We start from the raw sequence: 21886 nt of genomic DNA, 5'->3' as shown, positions 1-21886 counted from the left end.
CACCGGCCCCCGTCGGCGCTGCGCGCGCCGCGGTGCGGTCGTCCGCCGGTCCGGGCGGTCGCCCGGCGCGACCTGACGGGCGGTCGCCTGCTCGTCGGGGCGGCCACCGGTCCGTGACGCGGGACGGGACGGACGGGAGGCGCGCCACCCGCTGGTGCCGCGCCTCCCGTCCGTCCCCTCCCGACGTCAGTCGGCTGCGAGCCGCGCCGCCAGGACCGTCGCGAGCTCGGCGACGTGCGGTTCCCGCAGGACGGAGGTGTGCTCCGCGTGGATGCGCACCTCGTCGACGTCGCCGGGCAGGTAGGGGGCCCACCGGGCCGCACCCGACTCGTTGCCGTCGGCGATCACCAGTGTCACCGCTCCCCCGTAGACGGGCAGGCGGTGCCCGCGGGACACGACGAGCGCGTGGTCGAAGAACGCGCGGAACTGCTGCTGGCCCTGCCAGCGGAACACCCCGGCGCCGTACGCCCGCGCGTGCCGCCCGATCTGGCCCATCGGTGTCAGGACCCGCCCGCGGAACGCGCTCGTCCGCGCGGCCACGCGCCGGAGCGCGCCTGCCCGCGGGCGACCCGCTGCGGCCGGTGCCACCGGGTCGAGTTCACCGAACTCGACGACGCCGGCCTGCTCCGCGGCCTGGTCGGGCAGGTAGGTGTCGAGCAGGACGACACGGCGGACCTCCTGGCCGGCCGCCGTGAGGATCGTGGCCATCTCGAGGGCGACGATCCCGCCGAACGAGTGCCCGACGAGCGTGTACGGGCCGCGGGGCTGCACGATGCGCATGAGCTCGATGTACCGCTTCGCCATCGCGCGGACGCTCCAGTCCGGGACCGCGCGCCGCTCCATGCCGTGCTGCTGGAAGGCGTACACCGGGCGGTCCCCGAGCCGACGGGTCAGTGGCGCGTACGTCAACGCGAGGGCGCCGGCCCCGGCGATGCAGAACAGCGGTTCGGCCTCGAGTCCGGCCCGGTCGGCGAGCGCGACGACGTCCGGGTGGCTCGGGGTCGCCGCGGCACCGCGCCGGATGCGCTCGGTGAAGGTCCGGAGCGTGGGGTGCTCGAGGAGCTCGGTCGAGGGCAGGGTGACGCCGAGGCGGTCGCCCACGGCGGCGAGCATCTCCTCCGCCGACAGCGAGTCGCCACCGAGCGCCGCGAAGTCGTTGTCGAGTCCGACGGCCGGCAGCTCGAGCGGACCGACCGTCGGGAGGCCGAGCACCTCCGCCCAGATCTGCCCGACGGCGAGCTGCCACTGGTCGTAGGTGTCCGCGTCGAGCTCGAGCCCGGCCTCGACCGTCGGTGCCTCGGGCAGGGCGGCACGGTCGACCTTGCCGCGCTCGTTCCGGGGCAGCGCCGCCATCGGCACGATCGCCGTCGGCACCATGTAGTCGGGCAGCAGGTCGCGGAGCGCCTTGCGGAGCGCGGCGGGCGACGGCGACCGACGCCCGGGGCGGGTCACGACGTAGGCGACGAGCCGGGTCGGCGCGGGCGGGTCCTTGACCGCGACGACCGTGGCCTCCTGCACGGCGTCGACCGTGCGGAACGCGGCCTCGACCTCGCTCGGCTCGACCAGGTAGCCGCGCACCTTCACGGCGTCGTCGGCGCGGCCGAGGAGCGTGAGCCGACCGTCGGCGTCGAAGCGGCCGAGGTCGCCGATCGACCAGGTCGGGGTGCCGTCCGGGTCGACGCCGGCGCGGGTCGCGGTGACCTCCGGGGCGCCCCAGTAGCCGATCGTCATGGCGTCGGAGATGCACACGACGGCACCGCTCTCGCCGACGTCGGCGACCGAGCCGTCCGGGCGGCGGACCTCGATGCGCTTCCCGGTGACGATCCGGCCCGAGGGGACGCTGCGCTCCGGGATCGGGTCCTCGGCCCGGATCTCGTTCACGGCGTAGACGGCGGTCTCGCTCGAGCCGGTCCAGTTGCAGAACGACGTCGCGGAGCCGAGCAGCGGACGCAGCGCCGTGATGTCCGGACCGGTGACGGCCTCACCCACGGTGGCGACGATGCGGAGCCCGCGGAGACGGTCGTCGGCGGGGTCGAGCGCCGCCGTGATCGACCGGACCAGGTGCGGTGTGGTGTGCAGCGTGGTCAGTGCGGCGTCGCGGACCCAGGTGACGAGCCGGTCGACGCCGGTCCTCCGCGGGTCGACGACGTGCACCGACGCGCCCGCGAGCAGGGCGGAGAGGACGAGCGTGAAGCCCGCGGCGAAGCCGTGCGGGAGGACCGAGGCGACGCGGTCGTCGGGGCCGAACCGGAACGCCTCGCGCTGGGCGACGGTGTCGACGACGATCTGACGGTGGGACATGGTGACGCCCTTGGGGGCGCCGGTGGAGCCCGAGGTGAAGATGATGACCATGGGGTCCTGGCCGGTGCGGTCGCGGGCGCCGGGGACGGTGGGGATCGGGGCGGTCGCGCCGTTCGTCGCCTGGTGGGCCGTAGTCGTCGACCGGTCGGCCGTGGTCGCGGCCGTTCGTGCTCGTTCGAGCAGGTCGGCGGTGGTCGCGGCCGTTCGTGCTCGTTCCAGCAGGTCGGCGGCGGGCAGGACCCGGCCGTCCCGGCCCTGGGCGGCGACGAGCTCGCGCGCACGGTCGGCGTGGTCGTCGTCCGCGACGACGTCGACGATCCCGGCGAGCGCCATCACGTGCTGCAGCCGGGCCTCGGGGAGGAACGGGTCGAGGGCGACGATGATCCGTCCGGCGTGCACGAGCCCGAGCAGCGCCACGACCGAGCCGTGGCCGTGCGCGACCATCACGCCGACCGGGACCGACGCTCCCCCGGGCTCGGGGCCGACGCCGCGACCGCTGTGGTCGTCCGGCGTGAGCTGCTCGTGCAGGAGCGCGCCGAGTGCCCGGGCCGTGCGGTCCAGCTCCGCGTGCGTGAACGACGTGTGCTCGTCGGTCAGGGCGAGGGCGTCGGGCAGCCGCTCGGCGACGGCGGCGAGGCCGTCGAGCAGCGTGACGTCGAAGGGGTGCGGTGCCGACCGCGGCGGCTGCGCGGGAGCGGCTGCGGTCGTGTCGGTCGAGATGAGCATGGGGCCCCTGTTCACCGTGCTGCGGGTCGGTCGGTCATGTGACGCTAACTCGACGCCGGAGACGGGCGGACGGCAGGGGCCGGGGGTGCGGGAAGCCGCGCAGAGGTGCGACTTCCCGCAGGGCGGCGGCGCGGGCGCGGGCGTGGTTGCTGTCGCGGTCGCGGTCGCTGTCGCGGTCGCTGTCGCTGTCGCTGTCGCGGTCGCGGCTGTGGTCGCGGTCGCTGTCGCTGTCGCAGCCGCGGTCGCGGCTGTGGTCGCGGTCGCGGGCGTTCAGGGGATCGGGACCGGGTCCCACGCGACGGAGACCTGCAGCTGGAAGACGAGCACGTCGGGCCGGGGCCCGAACGACGAGCTGACGGGCGCCGTCGCGCCCTGCACGCCGGGGACCTCGACACTCTCGCCGATGCGCTTCGTGCTCATCGTGTCGGCCGTCGCGGCGGGCTCGGTCGCCCGGTCCCGCAGTTCGTCCGCCTTCGTCGTCGGCAAGTCAGCTCGCTGCAGCGCGTCGCGGAAGGCACCGACCCCGGCGTCGACGCCCTCCTCGGTGACGCCGTCGACGCGCAGGAAGAACCGGCGCCCCTGGGGGATGATCACCTCGCCGCTGTCCGGGTCGGTCACCGCCTCCTCGGAGTCCGACGCCTCGAAGATGACCTCCCCTGCCGCGAGGTCGACGGACCGCCCGCCGGGCAGGAGCAGCCGGACCTGCCGCTCCGGGGTCGAGCTGTAGGCCCCGGTGGGGCCGCGAAGCGGCGCGCGCCCGCGGGTGTCGATGCCGAAGGCCTCGACGGTCGGCGGTCCGGTGAGGTCCCACACCTCGACGCCGTCCTCGTGGCGCATCGCGGTCGGGGTCGGTCCGTGGTGGATCACGCGGGACTCGCTCCCGTGTCCGGTGCCGGTCGAGCCGCCGGCCCCACCGGGGAGCGGACCCGAGCAGCCCGCGAGCAGACCCGCGACGAGCGCCGCGGTGAGCACCGTGGCGACGCCGAGTGCTGGTCGTCGGTACCGCGTCACTGCGACCTGCCCTCCCCGTCGTGGAGGTCCTCAGGCCGATCGCCCGTGTTCCCGGCGGCGACGATGCGCGCGTTCACCACCTGTGGGTACCCCCGTACGGGCTGATGGCAGTGGGACGGGGAACGGGTGTCCGCTCCGTGGCACCCCGACCCTCCGTCAGCGGCGGACAGCCGTCCGGATCGCGTCGGCGATCGCGTCGAGGGTCGCGGCCGACCGCTCGACCTCCCCGGTGAACGACAGGAAGGCGTGCGGGACGCCGGGCACGACCTCGTGGCGGACCGCCACCCCGGCGGCGCGCAGGGCGTCGACGTACCGGACACCCTGGTCGAGCAGCGGGTCGACCGCGGCCGAGACGACCATGGCCGGGGCGACGCCGTGCAGGTCGGGGGTGCGGATCGGTGACGCGCGCGGGTCGGACCCGTCCGCGTCGCCGAGGTACGTGTCCCAGAACCACCGCATCTGCGCCGCGGTGAGGACCGGGCCGTCGGCGAAGGTGCGCATCGAACCGGAGTCGTCGGCGTGGTCGGTCACCGGGTGGACGAGGACCTGCAGGACCGGCTGTCGGCCGCCGCGGTCGCGAGCGTGACGGGCCGCGACCGCCGCGAGGGTCGCTCCGGCACTCTCGCCGAACAGGACGACCCGCTCCGGGTCGCCGCCGAGCTGGTCGGCGTGGTCGAGGATCCAAGCCACGGCGCCCTCCGCGTCGTCCACCGCCGCCGGGAAGGGGTGCTCGGGCGCGAGCCGGTAGTCCACGGACACGACTAGGCACCGTGCCCGGGCGCACACGACCCGGGCGATGTGGTCCTGACTGTCGAGGTCGCCGAGCACCCACCCGCCACCGTGCAGGAACACGGTGACGGGCAGCGGGCCACGGGCCTCCACCGCGTCCGGGACGTACAGGCGGACCGGGACGTCGCCGTGCGCCGTCGGGAGCGTCCGGTCCTCGACCATCCCGACCGCGACCACGGGTCCGGCGAGCGCCGCGAACCGGACGGCCTGCGCGCGCTGGCCGGCCACCGTCGCGGGCCCGCCGGCTCCCCCTCCGGACGGGTCGCGGGCGAGCCGCGCGAGGAGGGCGACGACCTGGGGGTCGAGCGTCGTCGGGTCGGGCGTCACCGGGTCCGGCGTCATCCCTTGACGGCCGAGCCGGCGACGCTCTGGATGAAGTACCGCTGGAAGGCGAGGAAGACGATCAAGACGGGCAGCACGAGCAGCGTGCCGAACGCGAACGTCTGGCCCCAGTCGACGGGCTCCTGGCCCGAGAACACGCTGATCTCGAGCGGCAGCGGGCGGGCGGTCGGGTCGGAGGTGACGATCGAGGGCCACAGGTACGAACCCCACGAGCTGAGGAACGTCAGGATCGCGACCGTCGCGAACACCGGGCGGGCGTTCGGCACCACCACGCGGACGAACGTGCCGAAGGCCCCGAGTCCGTCGAGCCGTGCGGCCTCCTCGACGCTCTTCGGCAGGTTGAGGAAGAACGTGTAGAACAAGAAGATCGAGAAGGCGTTCGCGATGAACGGGATCATCTGCACGGCCAGGGTGTCGCGCTGACCGTTGAGCAGGTACAGCAGGGGCACCGCGACCGACTCGAACGGCACGATGACGAGCAGCACCACGAGCAGGAACACGGCGTTCTTGCCCTTCCACTGCAGCCGCGCGAACGAGTACCCGGCCATGGCGTTCACGACGAGCCCGCCGACGACGACCACGAGCGAGATGAGCACCGAGTTCGTCATGAACTGCCAGAAGTACCCGGTGGCGTCGGAGTCGAGCGCCGCGAACACGCCGCGGTAGTTGTCGAGCGACAGGTGGGTCGGCAGGAAGCCGGTGAACCCGTCGAGGACCTCGCCGCTCGGCTTGAAGCTGCCGAGGAGCAGGTAGTAGACGGGGGCGAACATGAGCGCCGAGAGGACGATCAGGATCGCGTAGGAGCCGGTCTTGGACGCCAGACGGCGCGGGCGGATGGTGGTCAACTCTCACTCCTCTGTCGGAGCACGGCCCGCTGGACCAGCGCGATGACGACGATGATCACGAACAGGACCACGGAGATCGCGGTGGCACGGCCGACGCTGTTCTCGGTGATGATCGCGTTCGTGGCCTGGTACAGGACGGTGCGCAGGGCGTTCTCGTTGCCCCCGGCCGTGGTGATCAGGATGTACACCTGGTCGTAGACGCGGAACGCGAAGATCGTGGTGAGCAACACCACGAAGATCAGGGTGTTGCGCACGCCAGGGACGGTGATGTGCACGAACTGCTGGAAGCCGTTCGCCCGGTCCAGCCGGGCCGCCTCGTAGCGTTCCTCGGGGATCTCCTGCAGCGCGGCGAGGATGATCACCATCTGGAAGCCGACGCCCTGCCAGACGGACAGCGCGATGACGGACAGCATCGCGGTCGCGCCGGAGCCGAGCCAGTCGTGCGGACCGACCGCTCCCCCGGTCACCGCGTCGACGGCGCTGTTCAGCAGGCCGCTGCCGCTGCGGTCGAGGATGACGCGCCAGATGACCGCGACGAGCGCCATCGGGAACACGACGGGCATGAAGAAGAAGGTGCGGAAGAACCGGATGCCCTTGAGCTGCTGGTTGAGCAGCACGGCGAAGACCAGGGCGAGACCGGTCTGCAGCGGGATGACGACCGCCGCGAAGAACAGGTTGTTCCCGAGGGCCCGGAGGAACTGGGGTGCCTCGACCGGGTCCGTGAACAGCCGGACGTACTGGCTCATCCCCACGAACGTCGGCGGCCGCGGGGAGCCGAGCTGCACGTTGAAGAATGACAGCCCGATGGCCGCGGCGAACGGCACCGCGATGAACAGGACGATGCCGGCCATCGCGGGCAGGGCCATGAGCGGACCGGCGACGAGGTCGCTGCGCTGCCGGCGGAGCTGCCGGGGTGCCCGACGGCGCCGTTCGGACGGTGCTGCCGGCGCGGCCGGCTGCGGGGTGGTCGTGGTGGTCACGAGGACTCCTGGTCTCCTGGTTCTGCGGGAGGACCGGGGGTGGCGGCGCCGGGGTCCGACGCCGCCACGACCGATCACTTGTAGTCGTTGTTGTCCGAGTAGGCCTGGTCGATCGACTTCGCAGCGGTGGTCAGCTGCTCCTTCGCGTCGGCGCCGCCCCAGACCGCCGACAGGGCGCTGGAGAACTTCGACGTGATCACCGGGTAACCCGGGGTCACCGGCCGGTAGACGGCGATGCAGTCCTTCGTGATCGCGGTCGCCGGGCAGGACGCCTCGAGCTGCTTGCCCCAGAGGGCGAGCGCGCCGCCCGACTGGTAGACGCTCTGCGCGGTGAACGCCGACTTGGTCGCCGCGGGTGCGCCGTTGGCGTCGGTGATGGCCTTCACGTTCGCGTCGTTCAGCAGGTAGTCGAGGAAGGCACCGGCGGCCTTGCCGTGCTTCGTCGCGGAACCGATGCCCCAGGTCCAGGAACCGGCGCCGACCTTCTCGCCGTCACCGAAGTTCGGCAGCGGCAGGGCGACGAGGTCGCTGCCGACCGCCTTCGAGTAGGTCGGGTAGTTCCAGTGCCCGCTGAGGCTCAGCGCGACACGGCCGTTCGGGAAGGCGTTGCCGTCGGTGTTCGAGTCGACGTAGGGCTTCCAGGACGCGATGTCCTCGAGGGCCTTGACCGAGTCGGACGAGTCGAGCACGCCCGACGCCTTGTCGCCCTTGACGAGGTTGCCCCCGGCGGACTGCAGCATCGGCGAGAAGCCGTAGGTACCCCACTCGCCGTTCAGGGCCGACTCGGACAGGTCGAGCGACTTGCCCGACGCGTTCGCGGCGGCGAGCTTCTTCAGCGCGTCCGAGAACTGGTCCGGGGTCCACGCCTCGGACGGCGAGCTGGGGATGGACACCCCGGCAGCCTCGAGCATCTTCTTGTTGCCGTACAGGCCCATCGCGGAGCTGTACTGGGCCAGGCCGTAGAGCTTGCCGTCGTACGTGCCCTCGGCGATCGAGCCGTCGGTCGCGTTCGACACGGTCGACTTCGACACGGAGCCGGTCAGCGGCGCGAGCTTGCCGTTGTACGCGTAGCTGGCGAGCGTCGGCCCGTCCATCTCGAGCACGTCGGGGAGCTTGTTCGTGGGCGTGTTCGTGACGGTGCTCGTGTAGGTGTCACCGGAGATCAGCTTGAGGGTGACGTGCACCTTCTTCTGCGACGCGTTGAACGACTTGACGGTGTCCTGGATGGCGCTGACCTCGCTGTCCTGGCCCTGGTGGCCCCAGACGACGATGTCCCCGGTGCCGTCGCCGGCAGCACTGCCGGATCCGGAACCGGCGGAGCAACCGGTGAGGGCGGCAGCGGCGACCGCGAGCATCGCGACGGCCACCCCCGCTCGGCGGGCGGTGAGCTTGGTGTTCATGGTTCTCCTCGGGAAGGGTTCTTCGGGGTGGCGCGGGTTCGCCGCGGGATCAGGGGGTGGTGGCGACGGCGGGAGCGCGCAGGGCGAGCCGTCCGTCGACGAGGTCCACGGGGACCGGGTCGGTCAGCACACCCGGCAGGGGGCCGCCGGCGGGGCCGTTCTCGAACGTCACGAGCGCCCACGACCCGTCGCGGTGCTGCACCAGGCGCCCGGAGTACCGGGACGCGTCGGTCAGCGGCACCGCACGGGTGACGTCGAAGGGGCCGGTGGGGTCGTCGATCGGCATCGACCAGGTGCCCGGGGTCGAGTGCACGGCGGGGTGCGCGGGGCTCAGGGCCTCCTGCGGGCATGAGAACAGCAGGAACCACTGCCCCTGCACCTCGACGACCTGCGGGACCTCGAGGTGCACGAAGCCGGAGCCGGGCGTGCTCAGCGGCGGCCGCACCTCCCAGTGCTCGAGGTCCGGGGACACCGCGTGACCGACGACGCCGCGCTCGTCGAGCGTGCCGTCGTTCGTCCGGGCGGTGACGAGCATGTGCCAGCCGTCGCCCGACGGGTCGCGAAACACCCACGGGTCGCGCCAGGCCTCCTCGCGGAACACCGCGCCGTCGGCGTCGGGCGCGGTGCCCAGCGTCTCGTACCAGCGCGCGTCGGCACGGGTCACCGGGCCGGGACGCTTGTGCCAGGTGCGGAGGTCCTCCGACACGGCGACGCCGACGGTCTCGACGTTCGTGTGGTCGGGCTCGTCCGCCAGGAACCGGGTGCCCGTGTAGAACATCCGCCACAGGCCGTCGTCGCCACGGACGACGCTGCCGGTCCAGGTGGTCGTCGCGTCGAAGTCGTCGGCGGACCCGGGTCCGAACGGCTGCTCGGCCGGCTCCCAGTGCACGAGGTCGGTGCTCGTGGCGTGGCCGATGCGGGCCGCGCGGTGGCGGCGCCCCTCGTCGCCGAGGGAGGTCGGCGCCTGCAGGAAGAACACGTGGTGCTGCGCACCGTCGTCGGCGAACCAGAAGTCCCACACCCAGTGCTCGGGGACCCTCAGCACGTCGCACCACACGGACGGACGCTGTCGGTCAGGAGGAGGTCAGTCACTGCTCGGCACCACTCTTCATCGAGGTCGTCATCGGTTGCACCCGCGTTGGTGAACCGGTTGATCACGAATGGTGTACCGGTTCACCACCTGCTGTCAAGCCCGTATGATGAGCGAATGCGCAAACAGTCCGCGGAAGTGCCGTGAGTGCGCGACGCGTCACGCTCTCCGACGTGGCGCAGCAGGTCGGCCTGTCGAAGGCCGCGGTCTCCCAGGTCCTGAACGACCACCCCGCGTCACGGGTCTCCGCCGACGCGGCAGCGCGCATCCGAGCTGCGGCCGGCGAACTCGGGTACCGCCCGAACCTCACGGCCCGCTCGCTCACGACCCGGCGGTCGGGCGTCATCGGACTCGTGTCCGAGGCGATCACCACCGACCGCTTCGGCAGCGGCATGATCCGCGGCGCCCTGGCCGAGGCGAAGCGCCAGGGCCACGTGCTGTTCATCACCGAGACCGAGGACCAGCAGGACGCGATGGCCGCGGCGTTCGGCGTGCTCATCGACCACCAGGTCGACGGCCTCGTGTACGCCTCCATCCGCCCGCACCCGGTCGACCTGCCCGACGTCGGCGGCGGCATCCCGACCGTGATGCTCAACGCCGTCGCCACCCGCCCCACCACGACCGTGCTCGCCGACGAGCGCGCCGGTGGCGAGGAGATCGTCCGCCTGCTCCTCGGGGCGGGCCACACCGACGACGTCGTCGTGATCGGTCGCGACCGTGCGAGCTCGGTCGAGTGGAGCACCGCCGCGATCGAGCGACGTCTGGACGGGATCACGACCGCGCTCGACGCCTACGGGGTCGTCCCCGTCGCCGAGGTCGACTGCCACCCGTGGGACCCCGACCACGGGTACGTCGCGATGCGGGACCTGCTCGCCGGCGGTCGGCGCCCGGCGGCCGTCATCGCGCTCAACGACCGTCTGGCGTTCGGGGTGTACCGCGCCCTGGCCGAGGCCGGGATCTCGGTCCCCGACGAGGTCTCGGTCGTCTCGTTCGACGACGACGACATCGCGCTCTACCTCGAACCGACCCTGACGACGGCGGCCCTGCCGTACGAAGAGATGGGCGCCCTGGCGGTCCGCCTGCTGCTGCAGCCGGACATGGCGCCGGACGAGCACCTCGTGCCGATGCCCGTCCGGGTTCGCGGTTCGGTGTCGGCGGTGCCGCAGGGCATCCGGTCGTTCGACCGGCCGCACTGACCCCGCACGGTCCGACCGCGACGGCGGCTATCGTGCTGAGACGAGAGCGGACCGCGAGTGCGCCAGGACGGAGGCGGCCACGTGCTGAGCCGCAGGACGACGCTGGCAGTCCTCACGATCCTCCTGTCCTCGGTGACCCTCATCGCCTGTGCCGACACGCCCACCGGGAAGCGACGGGCACCTCTTCGCCGTCGCGTACCGGGACTTCGACGGCTTCACCGCGAAGACCTTCTCGCTCGGGTTCTCCACGGGCACGACGGACAAGCCGGAACCGGACCACCGCTTCTCGCGACGCTGACCGCGCTCGGACGAACCGGCGCGGACGCCCGTCGGCGGCATGCACCGCTCGACCACACTGCAGCCCGCACGTCCCGTGGACGACGAGAGGCCCGCAGCCATCCGGCTGCGGGCCTCTCGTCGTCGCGGTGTCTCACGACACCTTCCGGTCGGGCTGACAGGATTTGAACCTGCGACCCCTTGACCCCCAGTCAAGTGCGCTACCAAGCTGCGCCACAGCCCGTAGGTCCGCGAGCGGACCCGGAACCCCACGAGTGGGACTCCACCACCCACGTCCGACCGGAGCGTGAGCAGCCCGTCAAGCATAGCGGACCCCGGAGCCCCTCCGCGCCACGGCGCGTCGCGGGCACCTCGCTCACCCCCGCCGCGAGCCCTCCGACCGCGTGACGGGCCGCGCACCAGGCCGTCCGGCAGGCCCGGCAGGCCCGGCAGGCCCGGCAGGCCCCGCGCCAGACCCAGCGGCAGGCCGCACGACCTCCCGCCGGTCCGCCAACCACGGCAGCGCGAACCCGACGAGCAACCCACCGAGCCCGTCCGCCGCCAGGTCACCGATCGTGTCGTCGTACCCGACGTAGATCCGCGAGTCGACGTAGTTGTGCCCGAGCCACTCCCCCATCTCCCACACCGCCCCGATCGCGAGCCCGGCCGAGAACACCAGGAGCGCCACCGGCACCCGGCCGGCGTCGGGCGCGTGCGGGACGAGCCGCAGGTCGGCCGCGATGACCGCGAGCAGGGCCGCGAGCAGCCCGGTCAGCACGACGTGCACGAACTTGTCCCACAGGAACACCGAGGTGTACCACTCGAGCGCGCTCGACCACCCGGCGAGCAGCACGAGCAGGCACACCGCGACGTCGAACGCCTGTCGCAGGCCGAGCATCCGCGGCAGCACGACCCCGAACAGCGCGAGCGACATCACCGCGAACGACGTGCTCCCCCACCCGATCGTCGCGATCGGCAGGCTCACCAGGGTCAGCGCGCGCACGACGTCGGCGGGCAGGAACCTCGGGCGCAGGAACGTCGTGCCGAGCGTCGCGATCACGGTGTCCACCGCAGGACGGCGTGCACGGCGGCGTGGTCGGACGGCCAGGCGCCGCCGGGTCGCCGCGTCGAGACCGCGGCGCGCTCGACGACGGCGTCGCCGGTCGCCAGCACACCGTCGATGCGCGGCCCTCCGACGCGGGGGCTCCCGTAGTGCGGGTACGTCCCGTAGGGCTCGGTGACCGCCCGGGAGGCGCGGCTCCAGGTGTCCGTGACGCCCGCCTCCGCCAGTGCCCGCCAGGGCGCGGAACCGGCCGGGCAGTTCCAGTCGGCCATCACGACGGCGGGCAGGCCGCCGTCCCGCACGATCCGCCCGAGCAGCTGCGCACCGCGCAGCCGCGCCCACGGTGACACGACGTCGAGGTGGGTGGCGACGGCGAGGAACCGGGTCCCGGTCGCCAGGTCGTCGAGCACGGCGCCGACGGCGTGCCGTGGGAAGGCCGTGGCCCACGAACGAGACCCGGGCCGCGAGGGCGTGCGGGACAGTGCCCACGTACGCTGTTCGACGACGCGGACGCGCTCGCGGTCGGTCAGGAGCCCGACCGCCTCGCCGCCACCACGGGCACCGCGCCCGACGACGACCGGTTCCCAGCGCGACCCCGTGCGGGCCGTGAGGTCCGCGACCTGGGTGGGCAGCGCCTCCTGGACGGCGAGGACGGTGGGCGCTTCGGAGGTGACGAGCGCGGCCACCGCGTCCCGTCGTCGTTCCCATGCGTCCGGGTGCCCGGCCGGCCGCGGCACGCGGCGGCGCAGGTTGAGCGTCACGCAGTGCACGGCGGGCGCGTCGACCGGCCCGATGACCGGAGGGTCGACCGGGTCGTCCGAGGCAACGGGGGCGTCCTGCATGCTCCCTGTCTACGAGACGGCCACCGTCGCGTTCCCAGGACCGCCGCGTGTCCCCCGCTCCCCATGACGCAGGTCAGAGGCTCCCAGCAGTCGCCACAGGAGCCGGGCACCGGCGCGCACACGCATCTACAGTCGATGACGTGCCCCTCACCCGTCCGTTCCTCGCCGCCGTGGTCGTCACGGTCGCGGTGTCCGTGCTCGGCGTGGTCGGCTGGCACGCCGCCTCGGGGCACGTCGCCGCCGCGTCCGCGGAGCGCATCGCCTCGGCGAGCCCGACGGCGTCACCGACCCCGACCCTCGCGCCCTTCACGATCGACTCCGACGTCGTGGTGATCGGCGACTCGATCATGGCCGGGTACGGCCTCGACGACGCCGCGGACGCCTGGCCGGCGGTGCTCGGGCAGCAGACCGGCGCGCAGGTCGCGAACGACTCGTGCAGCGGCGCTGGCTTCGTCTCGGTCGGCGACTGCGGCACCGACTTCGCCGGACTGGTGCCGCGCGCCGTCACCGCGAAGCCCGAGCTCGTCGTCGTGCAGTCCTCCGACAACGACTTCGACTCCGACCCGACGACCGTCGCACAGGCGACGCAGCAGACCGTCGCGCAGATCCACCAGGCGATGCCGGGCGCCACGATCGTCGGGCTCAGCACCCTGTGGGACCAGCCCGGCGACGTGCCCGCCGAGGTCGCCCAGACGAGCTCGGCGCTGCAGCAGGCGGTGACGAGCGTCGGTGGCACGTACATCGACGTCGGGCAGCCGCTCGCCGGGCACGCCGACTGGCTGCAGGCGGACAGCGAGCACCCGACGGTCGCCGGGCAGCAGGTGCTCGCGGCGACGTTCCGGGCAGACCTGGAGCGGGCGGGCTTCCACCTCTGAGGGGTGCAGCCGCGGCTTCGGCTGTTGGTTCGGCAGCGGCGTCCTCCACAGCTCGGTGGGTGGTCGGTTCCGTCCACAGCCGGGAGGCGCGACACGCGTCGCGTCGGCGGGTCCTGACAGCATGGGGGCATGGAACCGACCGCCCCGCCCTCCGCAGACATCGCCGCCGAGGCCCAGCAGGCGCTCGCGGCGCTCACCGGCCGCGCCGACGCGGTGTTCCACCCCGGACAGCTCGAGGCGATCTCGGCCCTCGTCGAGCACCGGCAGCGGGCCCTCGTCGTGCAGCGCACCGGGTGGGGCAAGTCCGCCGTGTACTTCCTCGCCACGCTGCTGCTGCGGCGCCGCGGGGGTGGCCCGACCGTCCTCGTCTCGCCGCTCCTGGCGCTCATGCGCGACCAGGTGGCCGCCGCAGCACGCGCGGGCGTCCGTGCGGTGTCGATCAACTCCGCGAACGCGCACGAGTGGTCCGACACGCAGGCGGCGCTCGCCCGTGACGAGGTCGACGTGCTGCTCGTCTCCCCGGAACGCCTCAACAACCCGCGGTTCCGCGACGAACAACTCCCGACGCTGATCGCGCGGATGGGCATGCTCGTGGTCGACGAGGCGCACTGCATCTCCGACTGGGGGCACGACTTCCGACCCGACTACCGCCGGCTCGCCGAGCTCATCCGGTCGCTGCCGCACGGGGTGCCCGTCCTCGCGACGACCGCGACCGCGAACGAGCGCGTGGTCGAGGACGTCGCCGAGCAGCTCACCGCCGGCCCCGACGACCCGGTGTTCACGATCCGCGGGTCCCTGGCGCGGTCGTCGCTGCGGCTGGGCGTGCTGACCCTGCCCGATGCCCGCCAGCGGCTCGGGTGGCTGCTCGCGCACCTCGGCGACCTGCCGGGCAGCGGCATCATCTACACGCTCACCGTCTCGGCGGCCGAGGACATCGCCCGCCTCCTGCGCGACAACGGGTACGCGGTGCGGGCGTACACGGGCCGCACCGACACCGAGGAACGCGAGCAGCTCGAACAGCAGCTCAAGGGCAACGAGCTGAAGGCCCTCGTCGCCACGAGCGCGCTCGGCATGGGCTTCGACAAGCCCGACCTCGGCTTCGTGGTGCACGTCGGGGCGCCGTCGTCGCCGGTCGCCTACTACCAGCAGATCGGTCGCGCCGGCCGCGCCACCGACAACGCCGACGTCCTGCTGCTGCCCGGGCGCGAGGACCGTGAGATCTGGCAGTACTTCGCGAGCGCGTCGATGCCGACCGAGTCCCGCGCTGCCGCCGTCCTCGGCGCACTGTCGACCGACTCGGCGATGTCGACCGTCGCGCTCGAAGGGCTCGTCGACATCAAGCGGTCCACGCTCGAACTCCTGCTCAAGGTGCTCGACGTCGACGGCGCGGTGCGACGGGTCGCCGGCGGCTGGGTCGCGACCGGGCAACCGTGGGAGTACGACGCCGCCCGGTACCAGCGGGTCGCCGCGGCGCGCGAGGCCGAGGCAGCCTCGATGCTCGACTACGAGTCGACTTCGGCGTGCCGCATGCAGCTCCTGCAGCAGGACCTCGACGACCCGTCGGCGGAACCGTGCGGGCGGTGCGACAACTGCGCCGGGGTCTGGTTCCCGACGGCGGTGTCCGACTCCGACGCCTCGGGAGCGGCCGCGGCGCTCGACACCGTGGGCGTGGAGATCGCACCGCGGGCGCAGTGGCCGTCGGGCATGGCGTCCCTCGGCGTCCCGGTGAAGGGCCGCATCCCGGCCGGTGAACTCGTCGAACCCGGGCGTGCCGTCGCCAGGCTCACCGACCTCGGCTGGGGCGGCCCGCTGCGTGCGCTGTTCTCGCCGTCGACGCCCGACGACCCGGTGTCGCGCGAACTCGTCGACGGCTGCATCCGGGCGCTCAAGGACTGGCCGTGGGCCGTGCGCCCGACCGGCGTCGTCGCGATGAGCTCGCGGTCCCGGCCGGAGCTCGTCGGGTCCCTGGCGCAGGCACTGTCCTCGATCGGGCGGTTGCAGTTCCTCGGGACGCTCGGGCGCAACGGCGGTGAGCCGCGCGGGGACGGTGCGACGAACAGCGCCTACCGGTTGTCCGGCGTCTGGGACACGTTCGTGGTCGACCCCGCACTGACATCGGCGTTGCAGGCGCACGAGGGCCCGGTGCTCCTGGTCGACGACCTGGTCGACAGCCGCTGGACCGTGACCGTCGCGGGCCGCGAGCTCCGGCGGGCGGGAGCGGACGCCGTGCTGCCGTTCGCCCTCGCGACGGTGGCCTGACCCCGGCCGCCCCTGCGGCACCCCACCCGTGGCAGCGCGCCACCCGCGGTCCTCGTCGGTCGCGCGGCTCCCGCCGTCCCGCGGCGCGAGATGCTCCCGAACAACGAAGAGCACGTCGCACCACGGAATCGCGTGGCGCGACGTGCTTTCGCTTGTGCGGACGTCCGCACGGCCGCATGCGCCGCCCGGCGACCGCCGCCCCGTGACCGCCGGACCGCTCCCGCCGTCCCGCCGTCCTTCGATCCCACGTCGGCCCGGCGGCCGTCCCGCTCTTCAGCGGCGCGGAATACTTCCGAACAACCGGGAGCACGTCGCACCACGGAATCGCGTGGCGCGACGTGCTTTCGCTTGTGCAGACGTCCGCACGGCCGCCCGTACCGCCCCCGCGCACCGTCATGACCGTCCCGCGGCGCGGAGTGCTCCCGCACAACCGGGAGCACGTCGCACCACGGAATCGCGTGGTGCGACGTGCTTCTGGTTGTGCGGACGTCGGCACCAGGCCGTTCCGCACCGGCGCAGGCGACCGGCACCCGCGCCCCCGACGCGTCAGGCGGCGCCGATGGCGTCCAGCTCGGCGAGCGCGTCCGCCGGCAGGGTGATGCCCGCGCCGGCGACGTTCGCGCGCAGGTGCTCGACCGACGACGTGCCCGGGATGAGCAGGATGTTCGGCGACCGCTGCAGCAGCCAGGCGAGCGCGACCGACAGCCGCGACTCCCCCAGGCGCTCCGCGACGGCGTCGAGCGCGCTCGACTGGATGGGCGAGAACCCGCCGAGCGGGAAGTAGGGCACGAAGGCGATCCCCTCGGCCGCGGTCAGGTTCACCAGGTCGTCGTCGGCTCGCTGCGCGACGTTGTACATGTTCTGCACGCACACGACCGGGGCGATGGCGAGCGCCTCGACGAGCTGCGCACCGGTGACGGTCGACAGGCCGAGGTGCCGGATGAGCCCCTGCTGCCGGAGCTCGGCCAGCGCCTCGAACTGCGGCGCGATGCTGCCGGGCTCGGGCGCGTCGAAGCCGCCGACGCGGAGGTTGACGACGTCGAGCTGCTCGACGCCGAGACGTTCGAGGTTGGCGTGCACGTCCTCGACCAGCTGCTCGGGCTTCCGCGCGGGCGGCCACTGTCCCTTCGCGTTCCGCCGACTGCCGACCTTCGTGACGATGTGCAGGTCGTCCGGGTACGGGTGCAGGGCCTCGCGGATGATCTCGTTCGTGACGTGCGGGCCGTAGAAGTCCGCGGTGTCGATGTGCGTGATGCCGAGCTCGACGGCGGTGCGGAGGACCCGGACGGCTTCGTCGCGGTCCTCGGGCGGTCCGAAGACCTGCGGGCCCGCGAGCTGCATGGCGCCGTAGCCGAAGCGGGTGACCTCGAGCTCGCCGAGGTCGTACGTGCCCCCGGGGAGCGTGTCGTTCGTCATGCGTCGACCCTGCTCCGCGCGCCTCGGACCCACCTGGCTCCCGTTGTCCCCTGGTCGTCGCGGGCGTGCTCCGGGACGACTAGTGCCGACCCGTCACCCGCGCGCGGTCCGGCTTCGGGAACGTCGATCGCATGTGGTCGCTCGTCAGGACGTCGCCGATCCCGATCATGAGCAGCGAGAAGACGATCTGCTCGATGACCATCCAGAACGGGTAGAGCCCGGGGATCGCTGCGACGACGAGGGTCACGATCGGGAAGATCCGGCTGAAGAGCCGCAGTCGCTGGTACGCCCAGTAGTAGCCCAACTGCGCGCGCCACGCGAACACGTAGAGCGTCAGGGTGATGAGCAGCACCACGGTCGCGCGGAACCACACCGCCCACGCGACGGTCTCACCCGCACGGGTGAGCAGCACGGCGATCACGATGGCGGCGAGCCCGACGACGGTCTCACCGACGAGCAGCCAGCGGATCCACCGGAACGACCGCACGGTGTCGGGGTGGGCGAGCATGTCCTCGCGGATGACGTACTCGGCCTGGCGACCGCCGGCCAGGCGGTCGAGGTGCAGCCGACACCACAGACGGTCGGCGAGGACGGGGAGACGCACGAGTCCATGGTGCCGCATCCGACGGGGCGGTCCGACACCGCGCCTCCCGTCCGCCGCGCACCCGACGTTCGCAGACCACGCAGACGACCGCGGTCCACCGCCCGCCGCCCGCCGCCCGGACGACGACGGCGAGTGACGGGATGACCGCCACTCGCCGTGTCTCGTCCGGATCCGCTCGGATCAGGTGCGCTTCCGGCGCTCGCGCACCCGCATGTTCACGTTGATCGGGGTACCCGAGAAGCCCCACACCTCGCGCAGACGGCGCGTGATGAAGCGGCGGTACTGCGGGTCGAGGAACGCCGACGTGAACAGGACGAACGTCGGCGGCTGGCTCGACGCCTGGGTCCCGAACAGGATGCGGGGCTGCTTGCCGCCGCGGACCGGGTGCGGGTGCTCCTGCACGAGCTCGGCGATGAAGGCGTTGACCTTGCCGGTCGGGATGCGCGTGTCCCACGACTCGAGCGCGGTCTCGAGGGCCGGGACGAGCTTCTCGAGGTGGCGTCCGGTGCGTGCCGAGATGTTCACGCGCGGGGCCCAGGCGACGTGCGCCAGGTCCTGCTCGATCTCGCGCTCCAGGTAGCGGCGGCGGTCGTCGTCGAGCAGGTCCCACTTGTTGTAGGCCAGGACGAGTGCCCGGCCGGATTCGAGCACCAGGTCGATGATGCGGAGGTCCTGCGTCGACACGGGTTCGGTGACGTCGAGCACGACGACCGCGACCTCGGCCTTCTCGAGCGCCGCGGTGGTGCGGAGCGACGCGTAGAAGTCGGCGCCCTGCTGCAGGTGCACGCGCTTGCGGATGCCCGCGGTGTCGACGAAGCGCCAGATCTTGCCGCCGAGCTCGATCTGCTCGTCGACCGGGTCGCGGGTGGTGCCGGCGAGGTCGTTGACGACCACGCGCTCCTCGCCCGCCGCCTTGTTGAGCAGCGAGCTCTTGCCGACGTTCGGGCGGCCCAGGATGGCGACGCGTCGGGGCCCGCCGACCTCCTGCTTGGCGACGGCCGACGTGTCGGGGAGCGTCTTGATGATGAGGTCCATCAGGTCCGCGACGCCGCGGCCGTGCAGCGCCGAGACCGGGTGCGGCTCGCCGAGACCCAGGTTCCAGAGCTCGAACGCGTCGAGGTCGCGACGGTCGTCGTCGGCCTTGTTGGCGGCGACGATGACCGGGCGGTCGGTGCCGCGCAGCATCTTCACGACGTGCTCGTCGGTCGCGGTGATGCCGACCGTGACGTCGACGACGAACAGGACGGCGTCGGCGAGGTCGACCGCGACCTCGGCCTGGGCGGCGACCGAGGCGTTGATGCCGCGGGCGTCGGGCTCCCACCCGCCGGTGTCGACGAGGGTGAATCGCTTGTCGTTCCACTCGGCCTTGTACGAGACGCGGTCGCGGGTGACGCCGGGGACGTCCTGGACGACGGCCTCGCGGCGACCGATGATGCGGTTGACGAGCGCGGACTTGCCGACGTTCGGCCGTCCGACGATCGCGAGCACCGGGTAGGCCGGCAGGTAGTGCAGGCCGTCCTCGCCGATGGTGCCGGCGTCGAGGAGCGCGACGTCCTCGTCGTCGAGCTCGTACTCGTCCAGGCCGGCGCGGAGCGCGTTCGCCCGCTGGTCGGCCTCGGCCTCGTCGAGACCGGCGAGCCGCTCACCCAGGGCGTCGTCGTACTCCGGGAAGTCGTCGTTGTCGGGGCTGTCCTGTTGGGCCATGTCGTTTCCTCGTGTGCGGTCGGGCCGCGGTGTCGGTGGCCGTTCCCGGCCGGGCCGGTCCCCCGGCCGTGGTGGCCGGGGAACCGGTCCTGGTGACCGGCTGCCCGGTCCTGGTGACCGGACTGCCCGGTCCTGGTGACCGGCTGCCCGGTCGTGGTGACCGGACGGCGCCCGGTCTCGCGTCAGTGCGTGGCCGCTCGGGCCAGGTCGACGACCGCCTGGACGGTCTGGTCGAAGTCGAGGTCGGTGGAGTCGAGCGTCGTGACACCGTCCGCGGCGTTCATGAAGTCGACGACCTTCGCGTCCGCCGCGTCGCGTCGGGCGAGTGCGGCGGAGGTCTCGGCGGCCGACTGGGTCGTGACCTCAGCCGAGCGTCGGGCCATCCTAACCGACTCGTCGGCGGTCAGCAGGATCCGGACCTCGGCGTCGGGTGCGACGACGGTCGTGATGTCGCGTCCCTCGGTGATGATGCCCTGCGCGTCGGCCTTCCGCATGACCTGGCGGAAGAGCTGGACGAGCCGCTCGCGGACCTCCGGGAGCTTCGCGATGTGGGCGACGGCTGCGGTGACCTCGGGCGTGCGGATCGCGTCGGTCACGTCGGCGTCGCCCACGCGGACGAAGTAGTCGTCGGGGTCGGTGCCGATCGCGTAGTCGAAGGTGTCCCAGCTCGCGAGGACGGCCGCCGGGTCGTCCAGGTCGACGCGCTGCTGCAGCGCGTGCCAGGCGAGGGCGCGGTACGCGGCCCCGGTGTCCTGGTAGCCGAAGCCGAGCACGCGTGCGGCCGCACGGGAGACGCTCGACTTGCCGCTGCCGGCCGGGCCGTCGACGGCGATGACGGTCTTCGCGACGAAGGCACCCGCGGGCAACCCGGACGGGACCGGGGCGCTCGTCGAGCCGGGCTCGCCGCCGCCCTGCCCGTCCAGCCCACCGGCGACGTCGCCGCCGCCGAGCGGCCCGGTGGGGTTCCCCGGCGTCGGCAGCCCGGTGTCGGGCCCGTCCGGACCGCCGGTGACGCCGGAGTCGTGCGCGGTCGGGGTCGTCTCGTTGTTCAGGCCCATGCTGCTGCGATCCTCCATCCGCGACCCTCGAGTTCCTCGACGAGTCGCTGTTCCTGCTCGGGCACGACCGACACCTCGACGATGCCGATCGGTGCGCCCGGTGAGTGCTCGAGGCGCATGTCCTCGAGGTTGATGCCGATCTCCCCGATGAACGCGAGGAGCGCGGCGATCTGGCCCGGGGTGTCGTCGACGAGGACGACCACCCGGGCGAAGCGCTTCGTGGTGCCGTGCTTGCCGGGCAGCCGCTCGACCCCGCGGTTGCCGGCGGCGATCGTCTCGGCGATCGCTCGGGGCGCGCCCGCGGCGTCCGGGTCGCCGAGCGCCGCGATCACCCGGTCGAGGTCGTCGCGCAGGTCGGTGAGCACGGGGCGGATGTGCCCCGCGTTCGCGCCGATGATCTGCACCCACAGGCCGGGGTCGCTCGCGGCGATCCGGGTGACGTCGCGGACCCCGCCGCCGGCCAGGTCGAGCGACCCGTCCGGTGCCGCCTGCAGCCGCGCCGCCATGAGCGTCGAGACGAGCTGCGGGGCGTGGGACACGTACGCCACCGCGAGGTCGTGCGCCTCGGGGTCCATCGGCACGACCGTCGCACCGACGTCGAGCGCGAGGTCCTCGACGACCGCCGCGCGCTGGTAGGAGATCGCGTCGTGCCCGGCGATCACCCAGGGGCGTCCGACGAACAAGTCGGCGCGGGCCGCGGTCGGACCGCTCCGCTCGCGTCCGGCCATCGGGTGCGAGCCGATGTACCGGCCGACGTCGGCTCCGGCGGCGAGCAGCCGCTCGAGCGGTCCCGTCTTGACGCTGGCGACGTCGGTGACGATCGCGCGGGGCAAGGCCGCGAGTTCCCGTTCGACGACCGTCGCCACGACGTCCGGGGGCACGGCGACGACCACGAGTTCGGGGTCGTCGCCGTCGGCGGGGCGTCGGCCGGCGCCGTAGTCGACGGCGAGCGCGAGGGCTGCGGGCGAGACGTCGTCGAGGACGACGTCCACGCCCTTCTCGCGGAGCGCCAGGCCGATCGACGCCCCGAGCAGGCCGGCGCCGACGATCCGGACCGGTCCGCGGAGGCGTCGGTCGACGTCGGCGGGCACGGCGGGGGTCTCGGTCAC

18 protein-coding genes and 1 tRNA gene are annotated in these 21886 nt (G+C 73.0%); 4 read left to right on the top strand and 15 right to left on the bottom strand.

The window, feature by feature from the left end:
- Positions 1-186: 186 nt before the first annotated feature.
- From QOL16_RS06140 to QOL16_RS06110, 7 genes are all read right to left on the bottom strand, one after another.
- A complete protein-coding gene (locus QOL16_RS06140; RefSeq protein ID WP_071285171.1) occupies positions 187-3027 on the bottom strand; it encodes an alpha/beta fold hydrolase in 2841 nt (946 codons plus the stop codon).
- Between the two features lie 270 nt (positions 3028-3297).
- Positions 3298-4038, bottom strand: coding sequence for a hypothetical protein (locus QOL16_RS06135; protein WP_071285169.1), 741 nt, complete (start codon positions 4036-4038; stop codon positions 3298-3300).
- A 156-nt stretch (positions 4039-4194) separates the two neighbouring features.
- Positions 4195-5169: an alpha/beta hydrolase gene (locus tag QOL16_RS06130; protein WP_071285168.1), complete on the bottom strand. Its 975-nt coding sequence runs from the start codon at positions 5167-5169 to the stop codon at positions 4195-4197.
- Positions 5166-6014, bottom strand: a complete 849-nt coding sequence (locus QOL16_RS06125; RefSeq protein ID WP_065959875.1) for a carbohydrate ABC transporter permease — start codon at positions 6012-6014, stop codon at positions 5166-5168. Before QOL16_RS06125 ends, QOL16_RS06130 begins: the two co-directional genes overlap by 4 nt.
- Positions 6011-6994 (bottom strand): carbohydrate ABC transporter permease, encoded by a 984-nt coding sequence (locus QOL16_RS06120; protein WP_071285167.1) that lies wholly within the window; start codon positions 6992-6994, stop codon positions 6011-6013. Before QOL16_RS06120 ends, QOL16_RS06125 begins: the two co-directional genes overlap by 4 nt.
- Before the next feature lie 74 nt (positions 6995-7068).
- Positions 7069-8394, bottom strand: a complete 1326-nt coding sequence (locus QOL16_RS06115; protein WP_065959874.1) for an extracellular solute-binding protein — start codon at positions 8392-8394, stop codon at positions 7069-7071.
- A gap of 49 nt (positions 8395-8443) precedes the next feature.
- Entirely contained in the window at positions 8444-9439 is a 996-nt protein-coding gene (locus QOL16_RS06110; protein WP_071285173.1) for a family 43 glycosylhydrolase, read from the bottom strand.
- 188 nt (positions 9440-9627) lie between these two features.
- Here QOL16_RS06110 and QOL16_RS06105 point away from each other — a divergent pair, with 188 nt between their 5' ends.
- The gene (locus QOL16_RS06105) at positions 9628-10680 is read left to right on the top strand and encodes a LacI family DNA-binding transcriptional regulator (protein WP_065959870.1); all 1053 of its coding nucleotides are present in this window, start codon (positions 9628-9630) and stop codon (positions 10678-10680) included.
- A gap of 148 nt (positions 10681-10828) precedes the next feature.
- On the top strand, positions 10829-10978 hold the full coding sequence (locus QOL16_RS06100; protein ID WP_175473128.1) for a hypothetical protein: 150 nt from the start codon (positions 10829-10831) through the stop codon (positions 10976-10978).
- Positions 10979-11126: 148 nt separating this feature from the next.
- On the opposite strand, the gene QOL16_RS06095 is transcribed toward QOL16_RS06100, so the two are convergent.
- The 3 genes from QOL16_RS06095 to QOL16_RS06085 all read right to left on the bottom strand — a co-directional run bounded on the left by QOL16_RS06095 (position 11127) and on the right by QOL16_RS06085 (position 12861).
- A tRNA-Pro gene (locus QOL16_RS06095) sits at positions 11127-11200 on the bottom strand.
- A gap of 132 nt (positions 11201-11332) precedes the next feature.
- Positions 11333-12025 carry a hypothetical protein gene (locus QOL16_RS06090; RefSeq protein WP_071285916.1) on the bottom strand — a complete coding sequence of 231 codons (693 nt, stop codon included), beginning with the start codon at positions 12023-12025 and terminating at the stop codon, positions 11333-11335.
- Positions 12013-12861 (bottom strand): endonuclease/exonuclease/phosphatase family protein, encoded by an 849-nt coding sequence (locus tag QOL16_RS06085; protein WP_071285914.1) that lies wholly within the window; start codon positions 12859-12861, stop codon positions 12013-12015. The genes QOL16_RS06090 and QOL16_RS06085 overlap by 13 nt, the downstream gene beginning before the upstream one ends.
- Before the next feature lie 140 nt (positions 12862-13001).
- On the opposite strand from QOL16_RS06085, the gene QOL16_RS06080 reads away from it, so the two are divergent.
- Positions 13002-13736: an SGNH/GDSL hydrolase family protein gene (locus QOL16_RS06080; protein WP_065959867.1), complete on the top strand. Its 735-nt coding sequence runs from the start codon at positions 13002-13004 to the stop codon at positions 13734-13736.
- A 129-nt stretch (positions 13737-13865) separates the two neighbouring features.
- Complete coding sequence (locus QOL16_RS06075; protein ID WP_071285912.1) at positions 13866-15995, top strand: ATP-dependent DNA helicase RecQ; 2130 nt, start codon at positions 13866-13868, stop codon at positions 15993-15995.
- 546 nt (positions 15996-16541) lie between these two features.
- Here QOL16_RS06075 and QOL16_RS06070 read toward each other — a convergent pair.
- The 5 genes from QOL16_RS06070 to QOL16_RS06050 all read right to left on the bottom strand — a co-directional run bounded on the left by QOL16_RS06070 (position 16542) and on the right by QOL16_RS06050 (position 21886).
- Positions 16542-17411, bottom strand: coding sequence for an oxidoreductase (locus QOL16_RS06070; RefSeq protein ID WP_071285910.1), 870 nt, complete (start codon positions 17409-17411; stop codon positions 16542-16544).
- A gap of 79 nt (positions 17412-17490) precedes the next feature.
- Positions 17491-18015, bottom strand: coding sequence for a hypothetical protein (locus QOL16_RS06065; protein ID WP_254780342.1), 525 nt, complete (start codon positions 18013-18015; stop codon positions 17491-17493).
- Between the two features lie 180 nt (positions 18016-18195).
- Entirely contained in the window at positions 18196-19719 is a 1524-nt protein-coding gene (gene der, locus QOL16_RS06060; RefSeq protein WP_071249400.1) for a ribosome biogenesis GTPase Der, read from the bottom strand.
- A 182-nt stretch (positions 19720-19901) separates the two neighbouring features.
- Positions 19902-20585 carry a (d)CMP kinase gene (gene cmk, locus QOL16_RS06055; protein WP_254780343.1) on the bottom strand — a complete coding sequence of 228 codons (684 nt, stop codon included), beginning with the start codon at positions 20583-20585 and terminating at the stop codon, positions 19902-19904.
- Between the two features lie 182 nt (positions 20586-20767).
- Positions 20768-21886, bottom strand: coding sequence for a prephenate dehydrogenase (locus QOL16_RS06050; RefSeq protein WP_254780341.1), 1119 nt, complete (start codon positions 21884-21886; stop codon positions 20768-20770).

The organism is Curtobacterium sp. MCBA15_004 (genome assembly GCF_001865055.2).
GTDB lineage: Bacteria > Actinomycetota > Actinomycetes > Actinomycetales > Microbacteriaceae > Curtobacterium.
Note: the sequence above shows the minus strand (reverse complement) of the source record. Positions and strands in the feature narration are given on the sequence as shown.

Excerpts from the sequence above, each read along its gene's own strand:
- QOL16_RS06140 (WP_071285171.1), bottom strand. The coding sequence starts at position 3,027 with ATGCTCATCTCGACCGACACGACCGCAGCCGCTCCCGCGCAGCCGCCG.
- QOL16_RS06130 (WP_071285168.1), bottom strand. The coding sequence starts at position 5,169 with ATGACGCCGGACCCGGTGACGCCCGACCCGACGACGCTCGACCCCCAG.
- QOL16_RS06115 (WP_065959874.1), bottom strand. The coding sequence starts at position 8,394 with ATGAACACCAAGCTCACCGCCCGCCGAGCGGGGGTGGCCGTCGCGATG.
- QOL16_RS06085 (WP_071285914.1), bottom strand. The coding sequence starts at position 12,861 with ATGCAGGACGCCCCCGTTGCCTCGGACGACCCGGTCGACCCTCCGGTC.
- QOL16_RS06075 (WP_071285912.1), top strand. The coding sequence starts at position 13,866 with ATGGAACCGACCGCCCCGCCCTCCGCAGACATCGCCGCCGAGGCCCAG.
- QOL16_RS06070 (WP_071285910.1), bottom strand. The coding sequence starts at position 17,411 with ATGACGAACGACACGCTCCCCGGGGGCACGTACGACCTCGGCGAGCTC.
- der (WP_071249400.1), bottom strand. The coding sequence starts at position 19,719 with ATGGCCCAACAGGACAGCCCCGACAACGACGACTTCCCGGAGTACGAC.